Consider the following 20,370-nt stretch of genomic DNA (forward strand, 5'->3'; position numbering starts at 1 on the left):
GTTTGCCTTTCTGAGTGTGCTGCTCAGTTCGGTGCTGCTGAGTGCGGTGCTGCTGGGGGGCGATTCTCTGGTGTATACCCTGAATGTGGAATATTACAGCGAGTTCGCGCTGGTTGCGCTGGCGGCGGTGAAGCTGCTGCTGTGCGTTTTGCTGGCGGGCACTGCGCTGATGATCCTTCTGGCTCTCGCTGGAGCGGCGCACCCGGATGCTGGGCCAGCTGGCCAGCGTGGGGGCCACCCCGGCTCAGCTGCGGGCCAGCGTGCTGCTGGAGGCGGCCCTGCTTGGCGTGGTGGCCATCCCGTTGGGAATGCTGTTTGCAATGCTGGGGCTGCGGGTGGGCTTCTTTGCCATGAACCAGACCCAGGGCATCCAGACCATCACCAACGGGCAGGGCATTCGACTGGCGGTGCAGGCCGGTCGCCTTGCCGCGGCGGCGCTCTGGTGTGCGCTGGCGCTGCTGCTGGCTGCCTGGGGTCCGGCCCGGCGGGCGGCGCGGCTTTCGCCCATGCAGGCCATGCAGCCCCAGCTGCAACGCGCGCCCAAAGGGAAGGGCAGCCGCACCCCGGCAGATGCGGTGCGCCTGCTGGCAAAGCGCAGTCGCCAGCGGGCCCCCGGACGCTACCGGGTGCTGAGCCTGGGCCTTGCGGTCAGCGCAGCCCTGATTTTCATGGCTTTCACCTTCAATCAGGCGCTGGTGCGCAACTATGATGTGAGCCACGCACCTTTTTCTTACAGGGTCTACCTCTGGGGAGACGAAAACGCCCAATATCCCGCCGAACTGCTGCAGCAGCTGGCCGGAGCGGCTCCGGACAGACCGGGCACCGTGACCGAGCTGGTGGAAAAATTTTACGGAGTGCGGGAGGAACGCATGGTCAATACCCTTCAGATCGTACTGGAGGACGAGGATTTTGAACGTTGGTACGGTCAGCCGTTGACCGGCGAGCAGGGCGTCGTGCCGGTGGTCTGGGCCAAGGCGGCTTCCGACCTTTCGCCGGAGGAGCTGGGGGAGGAAACACTGCTCTGGAGCTTCGCCGGGCCGCAAATGGTGGTGGCCGGTGCCAGTGACACGCCGCTGCCGAACGGCATCCGGCAGAAAGGTGCGGAAGATGACCGGTTCACACTGGTACTGGTCACCAGCCGCAGCGCCTTTGAAGCCAGCGGCATTTCCTTTGAACAGGGAGAGGTTCGCAGCTATGCGGTTTATTGGGATGCGGATGACGGCCGCGCCGTTACCAAAGTGGTGGCGCCGGTTCTGGCCGGGTGCGGGCTGACGTATGAGATTCAGGACTATACCCCCACCGGTCAGACAGTTTTGCTGGGCAGCGGGGTGCGTATTCTGCTCACGGTGTTCTGCGGCGGCTTCGCGGCGGTGGTGTTGCTCACCAGTGCGGCCAACATCCTGAGCACCGTCAGCAGCAGTATGCTGCAGCGGCGGCGGGAGTTATCGCTGCTGCTGTCCGCAGGTATGAGCCGCCGCCAGCTGGCCCGTATGCTGGCCTGGGAGTGTTTGGGCTATGGCGTCCGGGGAATTCTTTGGGGCTTTCCGGCGGGAGTTGTGCTTGCCTGGCTTCTGGCAGATCGGATGCTGGGCATCCCGCTGTCCAGCGCATTGAGCCCGGCGGCGCTGCTTACCCCGGTGGTCTGCGTGGGGGTGGTGGGGGCGATGGCGCTGCTGGTCTCGCTGCGGATGCTGCGCCGGTTTTCCATTCTGGAGGGCCTTGCCCAGCGGGACTGACCGCTTGCGCCGGTCCCGGAGGTTCCGTATAATAAAAAGCGAGAAACGGCCCCGGCGGGGCAAACGAGGGGGAACAGCCAATGATCTACGGCATCGGCACCGATCTGGTGCGCACTGACCGGATGGAAAAAAGCCTGGCCAGCCCGGCTTTTCTGCGGCGGGTGTTCGGCGAGGAGGAGCGGGCCTTTCTGCTGAGCCTTTCTCCCCGCAAGCAGCCGGAAAGCGCCGGGGCGAACTTTGCTGCCAAGGAAGCCTTTTTAAAGGCCTGCGGCACCGGCATCGGCGGCTTTGCCCTTTGTGAAATCCAGGTGCTGCGCAAAGAGAGCGGCGCGCCCTACTATGCCCTCACCGGGCAGGCGGCAGCCTGGCTGGAGGAAAACCGAATTACTGCCCACCTGAGCCTGAGTCACGACGGCGGCCTTGCCCAGGCCTTCACGATTCTGGAGCAAACCGGCGATTAAGGGCCGGGCAAGGCGGGCATACTACCACCAGAACACATCCAAACAGCCCCGCAGCGGCGGGGGCACATAGGCGTGCGCCGTGCTTCGGGGCGGATCACTGGAGGGAGTATGACCATGGAAGTGCATAGAGGCGAAGTGTTTTACGCGGACCTGAGCCCGGTGGTGGGCTCGGAGCAGGGCGGCATCCGCCCGGTGCTGATTCTGCAGAACGATGTGGGCAATCGCCACAGCCCCACCGTGATTGCGGCGGCCATTACATCAAAGCAGGACAAAACCCATATGCCCACCCACATCGGCCTGCAGGCCCAGACCTGCGGCCTGACCCGCAACAGCATCGTGCTGCTGGAGCAGATTCGCACGCTGGACAAGCGCCGCCTGCGGGAAAAGGCGGGCCGCCTGAGCGAAAGCGACCAGCGGCGGGTGGACCAGGCCCTGGGCATCAGTGTGGGGCTTGTAAGCATGTGAATCACAAAATAACGAAGAACGCCGTTCCGGGAAAATTCGGGGCGGCGTTCTTCGTTACCAGTGGAATTGCCGCCCGCTTCGTGGTATGATAAAACAAAAATGCACGGGAAGTGAGAAGCAAGTGATTTATCTGTATTGGGTGGCGGTGTTTGCGGTCATCGCGCTGGCGCTGGCGGTGCAGTTCGGCCGCAGGCTGGAGCAGACCTTTGCCCCGGCCCTGTTCATCGGAATTCTGGTGCTGTATCTGTTCGGGCTGGCGGGTCCTCTGCTGTGGGGCCTTGGGGCGGTAAGCCTTCTGGGCGGCGCGGCCGGTGTCTGGCTGGTGGTGCAGGCGGTGCGCCGCAAACAGCTGTTTGTGCACCGGTGGCTGACCCCCGGCGCGGTGGTGCTGGTGGGCATGGTGTTTTTCATCGCCTGGATGCAGGCGGGGCGGCTGGCCATTGGCAACGATGAATTCAGCCACTGGGCCTACACCGTTAAGATCATGACCAATCACGACCAGCTCAGCGTCTGGCATGCGTCGGAGGCGGGCTTTGGCGAATATCCCCCGGCGCTGGCGCTGCTGGAGTATCTGTTCGTCCGGCTGACCCCCGGCTTCACCGAGGGCTATCTCTACCGGGCCATGATGCTGTTCCAGGTAAGTCTGCTGCTGCCGGTGCTGTCCCGGTTTGGCTGGAAGCGGCTGGGCGGAGCGCTGGCGGGCTTTGCGGGCGTGTTCCTGCTGCCTCTGGCCTTTTACGGACAGTTTTACAGCGATCTGTGTGTGGACGGCACCCTGGCGCTGCTGTTTGCCTATCTGCTGTACGCCTGGCTGAGTACCCGGCGGCTGCAGGGCTTTGTGACCCTGCAGCTGAGCCTGGGCACCGCGGTGCTGGTGCTCACCAAGGAGAGCGGGGTGATCTTCGCGCTGGCGGCTCTGGGCTTTGTGGCCTGGGACGGTCTGCGTCTGGCCCGGGCGGGCGGCCAGCCCGGCGCGGTGCGCCAGTGTGCGGTACAGCTGGCCTTCCCGGCGGGTGCTCTGGTGCTGGCCCGGCTGAGCTGGGGCATCGTGGTGGCCATGCAGGGCCTCACCGCGGGCGGCAGCGGCAACACGCTGGAACGGCTGCTTTCCCTGGCAGGCCCCTGGCCGGAAAAGTGGACCCTGACCCTGTCGGCATTCCTGGAGCATCTGTTCCTGCCGGTGAAGAACGAAAGTGTGCTGCCCCTTTCCCCGGCGGCATGGCTGGTGTTGGGCCTGGTGGCCGTCTGGGCGCTGCGGCGGGCACTGCCCCGTCTGGAGCAAAGTCTGCGGCGGCTGAGCCTGGGGCTCGCGGCAGGCTTTGCAGTGTACTGCATCGGGCTTTTGTATCTGTACTTCTTCCAGTTCTCGGACTACGAGGCCACCCGTGTGGCCAGCCTGGAGCGGTATCTGGGCAGCTGGCTGCTGGCGGTGGTGCTGCTGGCGGCGTATCTGGCTCTGGCCGCCTGGGGCCGGGCCGAGGGCAAACGGCTGCTGGGCCCGGGCTGTGTGCTGGCGGCTGCGCTGCTGGTGATGCCCGGCACCAGCGCCGAGATTCAGCGTCTGGTGGCACCGGGCAAGGGCGCGGCTCAGGAACAGCAGCAGCGGGCGGCTTACTTCACCCCGCAATCCTTCCCGATGGAATGGAGCGAGAACGATAAGCTGTATTTTGTGGCGGAGGACACCGCCTCCTATGAGGTGCTCTGCGCGAACTATAGCTTCTATCCCCGGGCCATCGGTTCTTCTGCTGGTTATAACTTCAATACCGAGGGTGACTGGGTCACCTGGGCCAGTGAAGTGACTGCCGAGCAGTGGGCCGACACCCTGACCGGTGAGGGTTATACCTACGTGTATCTTTACCAGATCAGCCCCTCCTTCGCGGGCAAATACAGCGAGCTGTTCGCCGACCCCGGTGACATTGTGGGCGGCGCGCTCTACGCGGTGCAGACCACAGAGGACGGCGGTGTACAGCTGGCCCGCGTCTGGCCCGCCCTGGCCGAAGGCTGAGCCTGCCGGAAAATGAAATAAAAAACGCCCGGAACATCCTGCGATGTTCCGGGCGTTTTGCTTTGCAAAGAAATTACTCCAGCATCATGTGAGCGGCCTTGTAGATGTCGCCGCAGCCCATGGTGATCACAAAATCGCCGGGCTGTGCGTGCTCCTTCACGTAATCGGCGGCCTCCTTCAGACCGGCAACCACTACGCTGCCGGGAATCTTGGCGGCCAGGTCTTCGCTCTTCACGCTGCCGTCGTCCACTTCACGGCTGCCCATGATGGGGGTCAGCACCACATGATCGGTGTCCGCCAGAACCTTGGCGAAATCATCCAGCAGCTCGCGGGTGCGGCTGTAGGTGAAGGGCTGATGCACCGCCCATACCTTGTTGTAGCCCAGCGCGTGGGCGGTCTTCAGGGTGGCGGCGATCTCGGTGGGATGGTGGGCGTAGTCATCCGCCACGGTCACACCGTTGAACTCGCCCAGAATCTCGAACCGGCGGCCCGCGCCTTTGAAGCTCTCAGCGGCTGCAGCGGCGTCCTCGCCGGTCAGGCCCACGGTGAAGCAGCAGGCGGCCATGGCCAGCGCGTTGTAGATGTTGTGGTAGCCGGGGGCACTCAGCTTCAGGTGAGCCACCGGGTAACCCCACTCCAGCACATCGAACTCATAGAAGCCGGGTTTGTGCTCCCGGATGTTCACTGCTTGGTAGTCTGCCTCCGATTGAATGCCGAAGGTCCGTACGGTGCGGTCCAGGCTGTTGATCACCTGTACCACGTTGGCATCGTCTGCGTTGGCCACGATGGTGTGGCGGGCCATCAGGGCAAACTTCTTGAAGGCGAACTTCAACTGGCCCATGGTGCCGTAATAGTCCAGATGGTCGTTGTCGATGTTCAGCAGCACCGCAATGTCCGGTGTCAGGTGCAGGAAGGTTTCGGCAAACTCGCAGGCCTCGATCACAATGGTGTTGCCGCTGCCGTTCTTGCCGTAGCCGCCGATCAGGGGCAGCTTGCCGCCGATCACCGCGGCAGGGTCCTGCCCGGCCAGCTCCAGCAGGCTGGTGATCATGGAGGTGGCAGTGGTCTTGCCGTGGGTGCCCGCCACGCAGATGCTGCGGGGGTACAGCCGGCTCACATAGCCCAAGAGAACGCTGCGCTCCAGCATGGGAATGCCACGGGCATCCGCTTCCCGCAGCTCGGGGTTGTCCTTGTGAATGGCGGCGGAATACACGATCATATCCGCACCCAGCACGTTTTTGGCGTCGTGCCCCATGAACACCTCGATGCCCATGGCACGCTCCGAGTCGATGATGCTGCCCTCGTTCACATCACTTCCGGTGATGGTATAGCCCCGGGCATGCAGGATCTGCACCAGCGGATACATACCGCTGCCGCCGATGCCGATGAAATGGAGGCGCTTCACGCCGTCCAGCAAGTTGGCATTAAAGCCGCTCAGGAAGTTCATTATGGTCCACCTCTCCTTAGCATGATGGTATCCCGAAAAAAGGGTCCCGGCGGCCCCAGTGGGAGCCGCCGCACATGTGCCCGGCACGCGAAACGCGCCGAATATGGATTTCTGTAGCTATCATTATATAATTTTTGCTCCACAAAATAAACACTTTAAGGGCATTTTTTGGGATGTGTTCGATGAATTTTTCTGTTTTGGCGAAAAACGAACCGGTTTTTTTACCAAAATGCCAAGGCAAAGCGAAGCCGCACACTTGCAGGCGGGCAGGCATAGCATGGGCAAAAGCAGCGCGGCCCCTGGCCGCGAATCCATACAAAAGGGGGAGCGCAAACGATGGCAAGCGAAAAAAAGATGGTGTTTGCCGTGCTGGGGGCGGATGCCCGCCAGCGGGCCGCGGCGGACCACCTGCGCCAGCAGGGCTGGCAGGTGGTGGGGCGGGAACGCCTGAACGCGGCGGATGTGATTCTGCTGCCCATGCCGCTGAGCGGCGAGAGCGAGGAACTGGTCCGGCTGCTGGCGGGGGCAAAGCCCGGAGTGCAGGCCTTTGGCGGCAGGGTGGGCCCGGCCGCCCGGCAGGCCGCCGCCCAGGCGGGAATTCCGCTGCGGGATTATCTGGAGCGGGAGGAGCTGGCGGTGCTGAACGCGGTGCCCACTGCGGAAGGCTGCATCGCCCTGCTGCTGCAGAACCGCACCCGCACGCTCTGGAACAGTCCGGTGCTGGTGCTGGGCTATGGCCGGTGCGGTGCGGCGCTGGCGGTGCGGCTGGCGGCGCTGGGGGCCCGGGTCACGGTGGCGGCCCGAAGCCCCGGCCAGCGGGCCCAGGCCGAAAGCCAGGCCCTGACTGCCTGCGGGCTGGACCGGCTGGCGCAGCTGCTGCCCGGGTTTGAAACGGTGGTGAATACCATCCCGGCGCCGGTGCTGGACCGGCGGACGCTGGCGGCGCTGGCGGCAGGCAGCCTGGTGATCGACCTGGCCAGCCTGCCCGGCGGGGTGGATCTGGAGGCGGCGGAGGCACTGGGAGTCCGGGCCATCCGGGCGCTGAGTCTGCCGGCCCGCTGCGCCCCGGTGACCGCCGGGGAATTTGTGGCCGATACGGTACTGGCCATGCTGCGTGAGGAGGGAGTGTGCGTATGAACGAGAAAACTGTGGTGTGGGCGCTGTGCGGCAGCTTCTGCACCTTCGAAAGCATCTTGCCGCGCATGGAGGAGCTGGTGAAAAGCGGGGTGCGGGTGCTGCCGCTGATGAGCTTCAATGCCGCCGGGCTGGACACCCGGTTCGGCGCGGCGGCGGACTGGAAGCGGCGGCTGGAGCAGCTGTGCGGTATGCCGCCCATCGAAACTCTGCAGGGGGCCGAGCCGCTGGGACCCAAGAACATGGCCCAGGCGATGGTCATTGCACCCTGCACCGGAAATACCATGGCAAAGCTGGCCCACGGCATCAGCGACACGCCGGTCACCCTGGGGGCAAAAAGCATGCTGCGCAGCGGCAGGCCGGTGGTCATCGCCCTTTCCACCAATGACGGACTGGCCGCCAGCTTTGAAAATCTGGCGGCGCTGACCAACCGCAAGCATTATTATATTGTGCCTTTCGCCCAGGACGATTACCTGAAAAAGCCCAGCAGTCTGCAGAGCGACTTTTCCCTGATTGGCGACACACTGGAATCCGCCCTGCGGGGCCGCCAGCTGGGGCCGATTTTAAACATTTAGCCTTCGGAAAGAAAGCCCTGCTCGGTGAGCACAAAATCGGCCCGGCGGTCATGGGGTTCAGCGGGCAGATCATTTTGCACCAGTGCGGCGGGGCAGAGCAGCACCACCGGACAGCGGCACCGGGGCAGAAAACGGTCGTAGTAGCCGCCTCCCTGGCCCAGCCGCAGACCGTCCGGGGCGGCCATCAGGCAGGGGGCGATGACCAGGTCCAGCTGACCGGGGTCAAGGGCGGGCAGGCCGGGCGCGGGCTCCAGCAGGCCGAAGCGGGCGGGGGCCAGCTGTTCCAGGCCGATGATGGGCACCGCTTCCATGAAGCCATCCGGTCCGGTGCGGGGCACACAGAGCGTCTTGCCCTGGGCCAGCGCCAGCTCCAGCAGCGGCCGGGTGGAGGGCTCACGGCTGGTGCTCACAAAGCAGAATACCGCCCCGGCCTGTTTCCATAATTCGCTTTTCGTCAGATGTTCCGCCATAGCCAGGCCCCAGGCGGAGGTACGCTCCGGGCCAGCCTGGCTCAGGAGGGCCCGGGCCTGCGCCCGAAGGTCGGCTTTGCGGGTGGTGATCAGGTCGGAATGATGTTCCATAAAAAGGGGAGCCTCCGTTTCGGCAAGCGCACCGGCTTGCGGGTTTTGATTGTATCATAGCATAAAATCCGCCGCCCCCGCGTGCCGGGATGCAAACATTCTGTGGAAATTTTGTGCAGAACTTGAACCGGGGGCGGGCGGTAGGCTATAATAAACCAGTTAAAGCACTATATTGTAAAATTGCGAAAGCAAACGGAAAAACCAACAGATAAAGGATGTATTCGGTTTGAAAAAACTGTTTTCAATATTGGCCGCAGCTGTGCTGGGCGCAGCTGTGCTGGCTCCTTGTGCCGCGGCGGAGGACCTGCCCCAGGTAACCTGCGAGGCCTATGTGGTCATGGATGCAGACACCGGCCAGGTCATCATGGAAAAGAACCCGGACGAGGTGCTGTATCCGGCCTCGATCACCAAAATCATGACGCTGGGCCTGACCATGGAAAAGGCCCAGGGCGACTGGTCCGCCCAGCTGACCATTGACTACGATGTGGCCCACAGCCTGGAGTCCAACTCCACCCACATTGCTCTTCTGCCCGGAGAGGTGGTCACGCTGGAGGACGTGATCTACGGCACCCAGATGGAGAGCGCCAACGATGGGGCCAACGCCCTGGCGGAATACTTCGGCGACGACGGTACCATTGCCAGCGGCGTGGAAAAGATGAACGCCAAGGCCGAAGAATTGGGCCTGACCAACACCCATTATGCCAACCCCCACGGCCTGTACGATGAAAACCATTACACCAGCGCCCGGGATATGGCCAATCTGACCCGCTGGGCCATGCAGCAGCCGGGCTTTATGGATGTGTTCTGCCGCAACGATGAATGGCGCATGGCTGCCACCAACCTGCAGCCCGAACGGGCTTTCCACTGCACCGACTGGCTGCGTGTGGGCGGGCCGCTGCTGTACCGGGCCTATGAAAAGGGCGGAAAGAGCGGCTTTCACGACCAGGCAGGCTATACCTACGTGGGCTATGCCGAGCAGGACGGCCTGAACCTGATCGTGGTGGTGCTGAAATCCGTGGGCCTCAACGGCAACTACAAGGATGCCGCGGCCCTGCTGGATTACGCCTTCGCCCATTACCGGCGGGTGACCATCGCCAGCCCGCAGGAGACCTATGAGGTCCCCCTGGTGGGCGGCGGCTTCGAGAGTCTGGGCAATGTGCAGGTGTCCGCCCAGGGAGCCGACGTGCTGCTGAACGACGCCTTCACCGAGGCGGATGTGACCGCCCAGTTCGATATCCCCGAGCAGTATGTGCTGGGGCAGGGCTTCTCGGCCACAGTGACGTATCTCTTGGCGGAAAATGCCCTTCAGCCCACGGCCCTGCGCACGGTGGCTCTTTCGGTGAGCGGTCTGGAGCAGATCCTGCAGGCCAACACCTATGTGCCCCAGAAGACGGCGGGCGACGGACGGATGTATCTGGGCATCGGCGTGGCGGTGGCCGCGGCAGCGGTGGCCATTCTGCTGGCGCTGCGTCTGGTGCGCAGCGGCGGCGGACTGCAGAGCTTTGCCGCAAAGCGGGCGCAGGAGACCGGTCTGCCCGCAGACTTCCAGATCATCACCCGCAGCGGCCCGGTGAATTCCGCGCCGGTGCGCACGCTGGATGTGCGCCGTTCCTCCACCAAGGAAGGGCACGACGACCGCACCGATCTGCCCCGGCGCTGAGCGTATAAGCCCAATCCAATAAAATCAGGCGGCCCGCCGCCCCGGAATTTGTTTTCCTGGGGTGGCGGGCTTTTTTTGTGCTTTCGGCAAAACAGCAAAAGCCTCTGATCTGGCGGGCAGGGGCTTTTGCTGGAATTGCTGTTGCGCTTTGAGACGGGATGGGGTAAAATATACCATGAATATGTTTGTCCTGCCGCACGGGCGGGACCGTTTACAGCGGGAGGGAATTGCGTTGATGAACATCATGCCCAATGATCTGGGCCGCCAGTACAGCCTGCACGCGGCGGAGTATGAGGAAAAAGCCCTGCAGGTGCTGCGCAGCGGCTGGTATGTGCTTGGCAAAGAGGTGGAGGCCTTTGAAAAGGAATGGGCCGAATACATCGGCGCGAAGCATTGCGTGGGTTTGGCCAGCGGGCTGGACGCGCTGTGGATCAGCTTCCGCTTGCTGGGCGTGGGCGCGGGCGACGAGGTGATCGTCTGCTCCAATGCTTACATCGCCTGCGTGATGGGCATCTCCATGAACGGGGCCACCCCGGTGTTCGTGGAGCCGGACGAATACGACAACATCGACGCGGAAAAAATCGAGGCCGCCATCACCCCCAAAACCAAGGCCATTCTGGCAGTGCATCTGTATGGCCAATCCTGCGACATGACCCGCATCATGGGCATTGCGAAGGCCCATGATCTGAAGGTGGTGGAGGACTGCGCCCAGAGCCACGGCAACCACTGGCAGGGCCAGACCGTGGGCACCTTCGGCGACGTGGGCTGCTTCTCGTTCTACCCCACCAAGGGCTGCGGCGCCTTTGGTGACGCGGGCTGCATCGTGACGAACAGCGACGAGCTGGCGCAGAAGTTCCGGGTCTACCGCAACTACGGCAGCGAAAAGCGCTATCACAACCAGGTGGTTGGCACCAACTCCCGGCTGGACGAGTTGCAGGCAGGCCTGCTGCGGGTGAAGCTGAGCCATCTGGACGGCTTTAACGCCGAGCGCTGCACCATTGCCGAGACCTACAATAAGGAATTGAAAAATCCCCACGTTCATCTGCCCAAGATCCGCCCCGGGGCAGACTGCACCTGGCATCAGTACGTGGTGCATGTGCCCAAGGGACGCGATGCTCTGGCTGCTTATCTGAAGGAAAAGGGCATTGGCACCATCATCCATTACCCCATCCCGCCGCATCTGTCCGAGGCATATGCCTATCTGGGCTTCGGTGTGGGGGATTTCCCCATCGCCGAGCGCTATGCCGGCGAGGTGCTCAGCCTGCCCATGTACAACGGTATGACCGAAGAAGAGCAGCGCTATGTGATCGACGCTATCAACCAGTGGGAGCCGTGAGGAAAAACAGCTGATGAAACAAAACACAAATTACGATAAAGTGAAGCTGCTGCGCTTCGGCGATTTGGGCGACGAGCGGGGCAGCCTGATCGTGGTGGAGGGCGAGCGGGACGTGCCCTTTGCCATCCAGCGGGTGTTCTATATCTACGGCAGTGACGCCACCGTGATGCGGGGCCAGCACGCCAACCGGAACACCGAGTTCGTGCTGGTGAATGTGGCGGGCAAGAGCAAGGTGCGGGTGGACGACGGCCTGGGCCGTGAGCAGGTCTATCACCTGGATCAGCCCAACACCGGCATCTACATTCCTCGCATGGTGTGGAAGGATATGTACGATTTTTCGCCGGACAGTGTGCTGCTGGTTCTTTGCAGCGAACACTATGATGGAGAAGAATATATCCGCGATTACGAGGCGTTCCGGGCCGAGATGGCCCGTGAAAGCGAATCGGACCGCTGAGAGCCAAAACAACAAAACAAGGAGACATACGAAAATGGGGAAGTTTACGTTTGTTGAGACCGGGCTGCCCGGTGTGCTGGTGATCGAGCCCACCGTCTTCGGCGATGCCCGCGGCTATTTTATGGAGACCTTCCAGAAGGAAGAGTTTGCCGCCGCCGGTATCACCGACGAGTTCGTACAGGACAACCAGTCCAAGTCCAGCCGGGGCGTGCTGCGGGGGCTGCACTTCCAGAAGGAGCACACCCAGGGCAAGCTGGTTCGGGTGACCAAAGGCGAGGTGTTCGACGTGGCCGTGGACTGCCGCCCGAACAGCGCCACCTTCGGCAAATGGGTGGGCGTGACCCTGAGCGACGAGAACAAAAAGCAGTTCTACGTGCCCAAGGGCTTTGCTCACGGCTTCCTGGTGCTGAGCGATGAGGCCGAGTTCTGCTACAAGTGCACCGACTACTACGACCCCACCGCCGAGGGCGGCATCCCTTACAACGACCCCACCGTGAACGTGGAATGGCCGGACTGCGGCTGTGAGTATCTGCTGAGCGAAAAGGACAAAAAGCACGAGCCTTTTGCTGCCCAGAACTTCGAGTATTTCAACAAGTGGTAAGGGAGCGCCGGTATGCTGAAACTTTATGTGCAGGATTTTTTGCGCTACCGCTACCTGCTGTACAATCTGATTAGCCGTGATTTCAAGCTGAAATACCGCCGCAGTGTGCTGGGTGTGGCCTGGAGCGTGCTCAACCCGCTGATGATGTGTGCGGTGATGTTCGTGATCTTCAACACCCTGATGGCAGGCATGCGGGGCGAGGGCATCGAGAACTTTGCGGTGTATCTGGTGATCGGCCAGCTGCTGTTCAACTTCTTCCGCGAGTCCACCACCATGGCCATGTCCAGCGTGATGAACAACGCCATGCTGCTGCGCAAGGTGTATATCCCGAAATACATCTTCCCGCTGCAGAAGATCTGCTTCGGTCTGGTGAACTGCCTGTTCAGCTTCATCGCCCTGATCATCGTGATGCTTATCACCCGGGCACCGCTGCATCCCACCATCCTGCTGGGGCTGTATCCGCTGCTTACGCTGGCGGTGTTCAGCCTGGGCATCGGCATGGTACTGTCCGCCTTGGCCGTGTTCTTCCGGGATGTGATCCATCTGTGGGAGGTATTCACCACCATTCTCATGTGGTTCTCGGCCATCTTCTACACTCCTGAGCAGTTCGGCAATGCCCTGCTGGAGGGCCTGATTGCCCTGAATCCCCTGTACCAGTACATCACCGCCTTCCGCGATACTGTGATGTACGGCCAGCTGCTGAGCGGTGCGCAGATTCTGATCTGTGCCGCCTGGGCGCTGGTCATGCTGGCGCTGGGTCTGCTTGTGTTCAAAAAGACCCAGGATAAATTTGTTCTGTATATGTAAGGAGGCGCGGGAAATTGCAGCAGCCTATCATTGAAGTCAATAATGTTTCCATGCGCTTCAACCTGGCCAAGGAAAAAAGCGAGAGCCTGAAGGAATACTTTCTGCAGCTGGTCAAGGGCAAATTGCGGTTTGATGAGTTTTTTGCTCTGAAGGACGTGAGCCTGCAGGTGCAGCCCGGCGATTTTTACGGCCTGATCGGTCTGAACGGCAGCGGCAAATCCACCCTGCTCAAGGTTATTTCCGGCGTGTACAAGCCCAGCAGCGGCACCTGCAAGGTCCGGGGTACCGTTGCGCCCCTGATCGAGCTGGGCGCGGGTTTTGACATGGACCTGACCGCCCGGGAGAATATCTACCTGAACGGCACGGTTCTGGGCTTCAGTCCCAAGTACATCGACGCTCATTTTGAGGAGATCGTGGAATTCAGCGAGCTGCGGGACTTTCTGGACGTGCCGCTGAAGAACTACTCCAGCGGCATGGTGGCTCGCCTGGCCTTTGCGGTGGCCACCATCACCAAGCCGGACGTGCTGATTGCCGACGAGATTCTGGCAGTGGGTGACTTTCTGTTCCAGGAAAAGTGCGAGCAGCGCATGCAGAAGCTGATGAGCGGCGGCACCACCGTGATTCTGGTGAGCCACTCCATCGAGCAGATCGAGCGTATGTGCAACAAGGTAGCCTGGCTGGAGCATGGCCGCATCAAGATGAACGGCCCTACCCAGGAGGTCTGCGAGGCTTATAAGCAGACCACCCGTGAGGATGGCAGCCACTGAAAATAAAACGCAGCCAAGGCGGCACGGGGCGGTCAGCCACGCGCCTGACCTTGGCTGTTTTCAAAAGGAATGTGCGAAATGGCAAAGCAAAACAACAACCAGCCCCTGCCCGCGGATGTTGCCCAAAAGGACAGCGTGGGCGGTATGGCGAGGCGCCTGCTGGACCCGGCCCATGTGAAGCAGCTGGCCGCCTGGTGTGCTCAGGTGGCCAAAGAGGAGGGTGGCCAGGCCCTGTGGCGGGAGATCAGCTTCCGGGTGAATCTGGCGCTGCACCGGGATACCTGGCAGTACCGGGCGGACCTGCCCACCCGCCGGATGCTCAAGCACCAGCGGGCCGAGGGCGTACCCGGCGGGCCGAAGATCAGCGTGGTGGTGCCCCTTTACAACACTCCGCTGCCCTTTTTGAAGCAGATGATCGAGAGCGTGACCGGCCAGAGCTACCAGAACTGGCAGCTGGTGCTGGCCGATGCTTCGGACGAAGCACACGCTAATGTGGGTGCGGTGGCCCGAAAGTATGCCGCAAGGGACGAGCGCATCACCTACAAAAAGCTGGCGGAAAATCAGGGCATCGCAGGCAACACCAACCAGGGCTACGCGCTGGCAAACGGCGACTGGCTGACCCTGCTGGACCATGACGACGTGCTCTACCGCAACGCCCTGCACGAGGTGGCAAAGGCCGCCGTGGCGGGCGCGGACTTCGTCTACTCGGACGAGATTGTGCTCAGCGCGGATTTAAAGCATCTGGTGGACTACCACTTCAAGCCGGATTTTGAGCCGGACTATCTGCGGGGCTGCAACTACATCACCCACCTGGCAGCCTTCTCCCGGGGCCTGTTTGAGGCTACCGGCGGCGGAGAGCGGGTGGAGTACGACGGCAGCCAGGACTTCGAGCTGATTCTGCGCCTTACCGAAAAAGCCAAAAAGATTGTGCACATCCCCTATGCCCTTTACATCTGGCGCAGCCACGCCGCCTCCACCGCTTCCTCCATGGACGCAAAGCCCTATGCACTGGCGGCGGGCGAGCGGGCCCTCAACGACCACCTGAAACGAGTGGGGCTTGCGGGTGAGGCAACCCGCATTCCGGGCTGCCCCGGCGCCTACCGGGTTCGGTATGAACTGACTGGCACCCCGCTCATCAGCATCATGATTCCCAACAAGGATCATGTGGAGGACCTGTCCCGCTGTCTGGAAAGCCTGTACAAATATGCGGGCTACAGCCGGTTTGAGGTCATCGTGATCGAGAACAACTCCACCGATCCGGCCACCTTCAAATATTACGAAAAGGCCAAGCAGCAGTTTGCCAACCTGCAGGTGGTAAAGTACGAGGGCGGGTTCAATTTCTCCGCCATCAACAACTTCGGCCGCAAATTTGCCAAGGGCGAGCAGCTGCTGCTTTTGAACAACGACGTGGAGCTGCTCAGCGAGGGCTTCCTGGCCGAGATGCTCATGTACAGTCAGCGGCCGGACGTGGGCTGCGTGGGCGCGAAGCTCTACTTCCCGGACGATACCATCCAGCACGCCGGTGTGTTCCTGGGCATCAACGGCACCGCGGGCCACAGCCATAAGAGTCACCCCCGCGCTTCGGCGGGCGATCTGTACCGGCTGGCCACCCCGCAGGATCTGATGGCGGTGACCGGCGCCTGCCTGATGGTGAAGGCCTCCCTCTACGATGCCTGCGGCGGCCTGGATGAGGAAAAATTCGCCGTGGCCTACAACGACATTGACCTGTGCCTGAAGCTCTGGCAGCAGGGGCTGCTCAACGTGTTTACCCCCTTTGCCGAGGCCTATCACCACGAAAGCAAGAGCCGCGGCCTGGATACCCTGAGCGAGAACGCCAAGCGCTACGAGCGGGAAAAGGCGAACTTCATCGAGAAGTACACCCCGCTCATCCAGAAGGGCGACCCCTATTACAACCGGCATTTCAACCTGCTGTTTGAAAATTACGGCCTGAAATAAGGCCGCGTGCCCCAAAATTCAAATCCATCAAAGGAGAGGACCCTCCATTGAATCTGAAACTGAAACGCATCAAAGAGCTGATGGCCTACACCCTCCAGGTGCTGAAGGAGGAGGGAATCGGGCCGGTGCTGCGGCGGGCCATTGGCTTCATCAAGCGGCGCTTCTTTGGCAAAAAGGCCCGCTATCTGCCGAAAAAACAGGTGCTGGAGGCCCAGCGCAGGGAGTGCGCCCAGGGCGCGCCGGGGCCGGTGATCTCCATCTGTGTGCCGCTGTACAATACGCCGGAACCCTTCCTGCGCCAGCTGCTGGACAGTGTGCTGAACCAGACCAGCCCCGGTTGGGAACTGTGCCTGGCGGATGCCTCCGACGATGCTCACCGCCCGGCGGTGAAAAAGCTGGTAGACGCGGCGGCCCAGAAGGCGGGCGAGCGCATCCGCTATAAGGTGATCGAGAACAAGGGCATCAGCCACAACACCAACCACGCGGCGGCGCTGGCCACCGGGGAATATCTGGCCCTGGCGGACCACGACGACGTGCTGGCTCCACACGCCATCTATACCGTGCAGAAGGCCATTGCCGAGACCGGCGCGGCCTTCCTGTACAGCGACGAGGCCCTGTTCACCAAGAAGATCGAAAAGCCCACGGTGGGCCACTTCAAGCCGGATTATGCCCCGGACTACCTGCTCTGCTGCAACTACATCTGCCATCTGGCGGGGTTCCGCCGGTCAGAATTTCTGGCGGTGGGCGGCGAGCGGCCGGAGTGCGACGGCAGCCAGGACCACGATTTGTTCCTGCGGCTGCTGGAGCGGCTGAAGCCCAGTCAGATCTGCCACATTCCCCAGGTGCTTTATTACTGGCGGGTGCATGCGGCCAGCACCAGCGGCGGTGTGGCGGCCAAGCCCTATGTGGCCAAGGCGGCGAAGAAGGCCATTGCGGACCATCTGCAGCGCACCGGCCAGCAGGGTGAGGTGAAGGACGGCATCTTCCCCAGCACCTACAAGGTGGACTGGGTCATCCCCGGCGAGCCGCTGGTGAGCATCCTGATCCCCAACAAGGACCACACCGACGACCTGGAAAAGTGCCTTGCCTCGGTTTACGGAAAAACCACCTGGCAGCGCTTTGAAGTAATCGTGATCGAGAACAACTCCACCGACCCGGCCACCTTCGAGTATTATGAAAAGGCGAAGGAACGGTTTGCCAATCTGCAGGTGGTGAAGTTCGAGGACGGCTTCAACTTCTCAGCCATCAACAACTTCGGACGCAAGTTTGCCAAGGGCGAGTATCTGCTGCTGCTCAACAACGACGTGGAGATCATCAACGGTGAATGGCTCACCGAGATGCTCATGCAGGCCAGCCGCCCCGGCGCGGCCATCTGTGGCGCCATGCTCTATTACCCGGACGATACCATCCAGCACGCGGGCATCATCACCGGTCTGGGCGGCTATGCGGGCCACAGCCACAAGTACAAAAAGGCCGGCGGCAGCGGCTACATGTTCCGTCTGGCCACCGTGCAGGATTTTTCCGCCGTTACCGCCGCCTGCCTGCTGGTGCGCAGCGAGGTGTACGACGAGATGGGCGGCCTGGATGAGGGCTTCACCGTGGCCTTCAACGACGTGGACTTCTGCCTGCGGGTGCGGGATGCGGGTTACCGGATCGTCTGGACCCCTTACGCCCGGCTGTATCACTACGAGAGCAAGAGCCGTGGCAGCGATGAGAAGGACAAAGCCAAGAAGGAGCGGTTCGCCACCGAGCAAAAGCGCCTGACCGACCGCTTTACCCGTTACGGCCTGACCCACGATCCCTATTACAACCCCAGTCTGACGCTGGACCGGGAGGATTTTTCCGAGAGTGCCGATCTGCGAAACCTGAAGGACCCGAAGGCCGCCTTGTAAAAGAGAGGAAACAAAAATGAAAAAGCTTTCGCGCCGCAGGGCGCGGTTTGTAATCCTGGCCTTCTGGGCGGGCATGGCACTGGTGATTGCCGGTGGCTGCCTGAGGCAGTTTGTCCTGTTTGAGCTGGGCCTGGCGACGGTGGTGGCCGCCTGGATGGTCAAGCAATTCGGACTGCGCTGCCCCCACTGCGGCTACCCCGGTGTGCTGCCCCGCTGGAAGGGCAAGGGCGGCTGCATCCGCTGCGGCCGCACCGTGGAATTTGACGACTGACCGGTTTTAAACCGGCAGAAAATTTACCCCCAAAAAAGAGGTGTATCCTATGGAATTCAAGATCAACGAAAACAGCATTGTATACGGCGACGAGACCCGGGAACTGGCCCGGATCACCTTCCCCCAGGTGGCGCCCGGCGTGGTCGACATTGACCACACCTTCGTGGGCGAGGAGCTGCGGGGCCAGGGCATGGCCGGTCAGCTGATGGAGCAGTGCGTGGCCCAGCTGCGTGCAACCGGCCGTAAGGCCCGCACCAGCTGCAGCTACGCCGCAAAGTGGTTTGAAAAGCATCCCGAAGAAGCGGATCTGCTGGACAAGTAAAAAATAAGGCCGCCGGTTTTCCCTGAGCAGGGAAGACCGGCGGCCTTTGTTTTGTGTGGATTTATGGCAACATCGCGCAATTCAAAGCAAACGCCGCCTGCAATTGTGCGGTGCTGTCTTATTTCTTTTTGGGGCGGCGGGGGGCATAGCCTGCCTTTTTGGGTGCCGGGCCGCGCTTTGCCTCACCTGCTCTGCGGGGCGCTTTTTCGAAGCCGGGCTTTTTTGGTGCCGAACCTTTTTTGACCGGAGGCTGTTTTTTTCGCACGCTCCAGCCGAAGGTGCCCAGCTCCTCGCCCAGGCTGTAGTACTGGCCGTGGGCGTAGGCCAGAAGGCCTGCCCGCTCCAGATGCAGTTTGCCTGCCGCATCCAGCAGGTTTTCGCTCACATTTACAGCCACCACGTCCGCCAGAAACAGATCGTGGGTGCCCAGAGGGATCTGCTGGAACACCTTGCATTCCAGATTCACCGGGCTTTCTCCCACCAGGGGGCAGCCCACCTGACTGGCAGGCAAAGCAGTCAGGCCCATGGCCTCGAATTTGTTCACGTCCCGGCCGCTCTTTACGCCGCACCAGTCTACGGCCCGGGCCAGGGCGGTGGTGGGCAGATTGATGACGAACGCGCCGCTTTCCTGGATCAGCCCGTAGCTGTGGCGGCTGGGCCGCACCGAGATGGAGACCCGGGGTGGGTGGGTGTTCACAATGCCCGCCCAGGCCACGGTGAACACGTTGGGAGCCTCCGGCGTGCCGCAGCTGACCAGCACCGGGGGAATGGGGCCAAGCAGTACGCTGCCCTTCCAGGTGATCTTGTTCATTTGTCGTTGCCTTTCGCTATTGAAGTTGATGTTGCTTCCGGATTAGAAAGAGAAAAGCTTTCGGGTCAGGGGGATTTTTTTCGCGACCCAGATAATCAGAAGGGAAGCTGCAATCATCCAGATGCTTTTGACTGTATTCAAAACGATGCCGCAGGGGAAATTAAACCGGAATTGTATTTTGAGAAAAACAATTCCCACGAGCATGTGCAGCATATAAATGCCCCAGGTGTTTTGAGAAATATACTGGATCAATCTGTTTTTTCGGTCTTTCAGTGTTGTACAGAAAACATAGAATAAGGATACGCACATCAATGCCGTTGCAATGGAAAAATATCCATCGATCACAATGCAGTTTACATCTGCACTAAGGTTCTGAAAACGATTGATACCCAGCAGAAGCAGCCAACCGGTACCAAAGGTGCAAAGTGCCGGAATCAAGTAACTGGTGCTGTGGTGCTTTTGCGTGAATTCGTACAATTCACCACCGAGTAAGAACCAAACAATGCAGTATCCGTAGGTGCCGAAAATGTAAAAGCTTTGCATATAAGAAAAGCTGAAACTGCTCTGTAATTTGAAAATATGGCAGAAAACATCCCATAAAAGAGAAATTCCGTTCAAACCGAAGGTGAAAAAAGCAATGATGCCAAGAAGATAACGCGTTGCAGTTCGCCCGGCGGAAGAATCCCAGCTGCATTTTAGCAATGGATAAATGCAATAAATTCCAACAAGAGCATACAGATACCAGAAATGCCCCAGTTCAAAACCATCCAGAGTGTTTTTCCCAATCAAAAAAGAAAGGATATCGCCGGGAGCAAGCGCACTCAGGTCTTTGTTCCAGGCAAGTGCCTGCACGAGCATGCTCAGAAGTTTCCAGAGTGCACAGAGCAGAATGATCCGCAGTGTTTTCTGGTAGTGACGGTGAATATCACATTTTCCGCGGTTCAACAGCAAAGCTCCGTTTACCATAAAAAACAGCGGCACGCCCATGCAGGAAGTAATGGCAATAAAATTATCAAAAATGGAAGTGTTGAAATGCATATAATGGGTTTGACACACCAGATAAATTGCCAGGGCTTTGATGGCATCCAA

Annotated in this window: 19 protein-coding genes and 1 pseudogene; 16 read left to right on the forward strand and 4 right to left on the reverse strand. The window is 60.9% G+C overall.

Translation table 11 applies throughout. The features are described from left to right. Nucleotides 1-188: 188 nt before the first annotated feature. From PH256_RS03860 to PH256_RS03875, 4 genes are all read left to right on the forward strand, one after another. Nucleotides 189-1,736, forward strand: coding sequence for an ABC transporter permease (locus tag PH256_RS03860; RefSeq protein ID WP_333766264.1), 1,548 nt, complete (start codon nt 189-191; stop codon nt 1,734-1,736). Nucleotides 1,737-1,816: 80 nt separating this feature from the next. Beyond that, nucleotides 1,817-2,197 carry a holo-ACP synthase gene (locus PH256_RS03865; protein ID WP_270913060.1) on the forward strand — a complete coding sequence of 127 codons (381 nt, stop codon included), beginning with the start codon at nt 1,817-1,819 and terminating at the stop codon, nt 2,195-2,197. A 114-nt stretch (nt 2,198-2,311) separates the two neighbouring features. Continuing rightward, nucleotides 2,312-2,662: a type II toxin-antitoxin system PemK/MazF family toxin gene (locus PH256_RS03870; RefSeq protein WP_270913062.1), complete on the forward strand. Its 351-nt coding sequence runs from the start codon at nt 2,312-2,314 to the stop codon at nt 2,660-2,662. Between the two features lie 121 nt (nt 2,663-2,783). Continuing rightward, entirely contained in the window at nt 2,784-4,667 is a 1,884-nt protein-coding gene (locus PH256_RS03875; protein ID WP_270913063.1) for a hypothetical protein, read from the forward strand. Between the two features lie 73 nt (nt 4,668-4,740). Here PH256_RS03875 and murC read toward each other — a convergent pair whose 3' ends face one another. Beyond that, nucleotides 4,741-6,114 carry a UDP-N-acetylmuramate--L-alanine ligase gene (gene murC / locus PH256_RS03880; protein WP_270913064.1) on the reverse strand — a complete coding sequence of 458 codons (1,374 nt, stop codon included), beginning with the start codon at nt 6,112-6,114 and terminating at the stop codon, nt 4,741-4,743. 336 nt (nt 6,115-6,450) lie between these two features. Here murC and PH256_RS03885 point away from each other — a divergent pair, with 336 nt between their 5' ends. Together PH256_RS03885 and PH256_RS03890 are read left to right on the forward strand one after the other, a co-directional pair. Then, nucleotides 6,451-7,251 carry an NAD(P)-dependent oxidoreductase gene (locus tag PH256_RS03885; protein WP_270913065.1) on the forward strand — a complete coding sequence of 267 codons (801 nt, stop codon included), beginning with the start codon at nt 6,451-6,453 and terminating at the stop codon, nt 7,249-7,251. Beyond that, nucleotides 7,248-7,823 carry a dipicolinate synthase subunit B gene (locus tag PH256_RS03890; RefSeq protein WP_087183438.1) on the forward strand — a complete coding sequence of 192 codons (576 nt, stop codon included), beginning with the start codon at nt 7,248-7,250 and terminating at the stop codon, nt 7,821-7,823. Before PH256_RS03885 ends, PH256_RS03890 begins: the two co-directional genes overlap by 4 nt. Here the strand turns inward: PH256_RS03890 and PH256_RS03895 are convergent. Further along, nucleotides 7,820-8,404 carry a 5-formyltetrahydrofolate cyclo-ligase gene (locus tag PH256_RS03895; RefSeq protein WP_270913066.1) on the reverse strand — a complete coding sequence of 195 codons (585 nt, stop codon included), beginning with the start codon at nt 8,402-8,404 and terminating at the stop codon, nt 7,820-7,822. The two genes, PH256_RS03890 and PH256_RS03895, sit on opposite strands and share 4 nt — an antisense overlap. Before the next feature lie 226 nt (nt 8,405-8,630). Here PH256_RS03895 and PH256_RS03900 point away from each other — a divergent pair, with 226 nt between their 5' ends. The 10 genes from PH256_RS03900 to PH256_RS03945 all read left to right on the forward strand — a co-directional run bounded on the left by PH256_RS03900 (nt 8,631) and on the right by PH256_RS03945 (nt 18,470). Beyond that, nucleotides 8,631-10,064, forward strand: coding sequence for a D-alanyl-D-alanine carboxypeptidase family protein (locus tag PH256_RS03900; RefSeq protein ID WP_270913067.1), 1,434 nt, complete (start codon nt 8,631-8,633; stop codon nt 10,062-10,064). 235 nt (nt 10,065-10,299) lie between these two features. Beyond that, nucleotides 10,300-11,400: a DegT/DnrJ/EryC1/StrS family aminotransferase gene (locus PH256_RS03905; protein WP_087183435.1), complete on the forward strand. Its 1,101-nt coding sequence runs from the start codon at nt 10,300-10,302 to the stop codon at nt 11,398-11,400. Nucleotides 11,401-11,413: 13 nt separating this feature from the next. Beyond that, a complete protein-coding gene (locus PH256_RS03910) occupies nt 11,414-11,854 on the forward strand; it encodes a sugar 3,4-ketoisomerase (protein WP_087181605.1) in 441 nt (146 codons plus the stop codon). Nucleotides 11,855-11,888: 34 nt separating this feature from the next. Continuing rightward, nucleotides 11,889-12,455, forward strand: a complete 567-nt coding sequence (gene rfbC / locus PH256_RS03915; protein WP_270913068.1) for a dTDP-4-dehydrorhamnose 3,5-epimerase — start codon at nt 11,889-11,891, stop codon at nt 12,453-12,455. Between the two features lie 12 nt (nt 12,456-12,467). After that, nucleotides 12,468-13,262, forward strand: a complete 795-nt coding sequence (locus PH256_RS03920; protein WP_270913069.1) for an ABC transporter permease — start codon at nt 12,468-12,470, stop codon at nt 13,260-13,262. 50 nt (nt 13,263-13,312) lie between these two features. Then, nucleotides 13,313-14,029, forward strand: coding sequence for an ABC transporter ATP-binding protein (locus PH256_RS03925; RefSeq protein ID WP_087183528.1), 717 nt, complete (start codon nt 13,313-13,315; stop codon nt 14,027-14,029). 78 nt (nt 14,030-14,107) lie between these two features. Continuing rightward, complete coding sequence (locus tag PH256_RS03930; RefSeq protein ID WP_270913070.1) at nt 14,108-15,985, forward strand: glycosyltransferase family 2 protein; 1,878 nt, start codon at nt 14,108-14,110, stop codon at nt 15,983-15,985. A 47-nt stretch (nt 15,986-16,032) separates the two neighbouring features. Next, on the forward strand, nt 16,033-17,877 hold the full coding sequence (locus tag PH256_RS03935) for a glycosyltransferase family 2 protein (RefSeq protein WP_270913071.1): 1,845 nt from the start codon (nt 16,033-16,035) through the stop codon (nt 17,875-17,877). Nucleotides 17,878-17,893: 16 nt separating this feature from the next. Then, entirely contained in the window at nt 17,894-18,148 is a 255-nt protein-coding gene (locus PH256_RS03940; RefSeq protein ID WP_270913072.1) for a hypothetical protein, read from the forward strand. Between the two features lie 49 nt (nt 18,149-18,197). Beyond that, nucleotides 18,198-18,470 carry a GNAT family N-acetyltransferase gene (locus PH256_RS03945; RefSeq protein ID WP_087183429.1) on the forward strand — a complete coding sequence of 91 codons (273 nt, stop codon included), beginning with the start codon at nt 18,198-18,200 and terminating at the stop codon, nt 18,468-18,470. Between the two features lie 250 nt (nt 18,471-18,720). On the opposite strand, the pseudogene PH256_RS03950 reads toward PH256_RS03945, so the two are convergent. Next, a pseudogene (locus tag PH256_RS03950) lies at nt 18,721-19,281 on the reverse strand (flavin reductase family protein); the annotation flags it as partial. 42 nt (nt 19,282-19,323) lie between these two features. Then, on the reverse strand, nt 19,324-20,370 hold the full coding sequence (locus PH256_RS03955) for an acyltransferase (protein ID WP_270913074.1): 1,047 nt from the start codon (nt 20,368-20,370) through the stop codon (nt 19,324-19,326).

The sequence above is a fragment of the Allofournierella sp. CML151 genome, assembly GCF_027853465.1.
Taxonomy (GTDB): Bacteria; Bacillota; Clostridia; order Oscillospirales; family Ruminococcaceae; genus Allofournierella.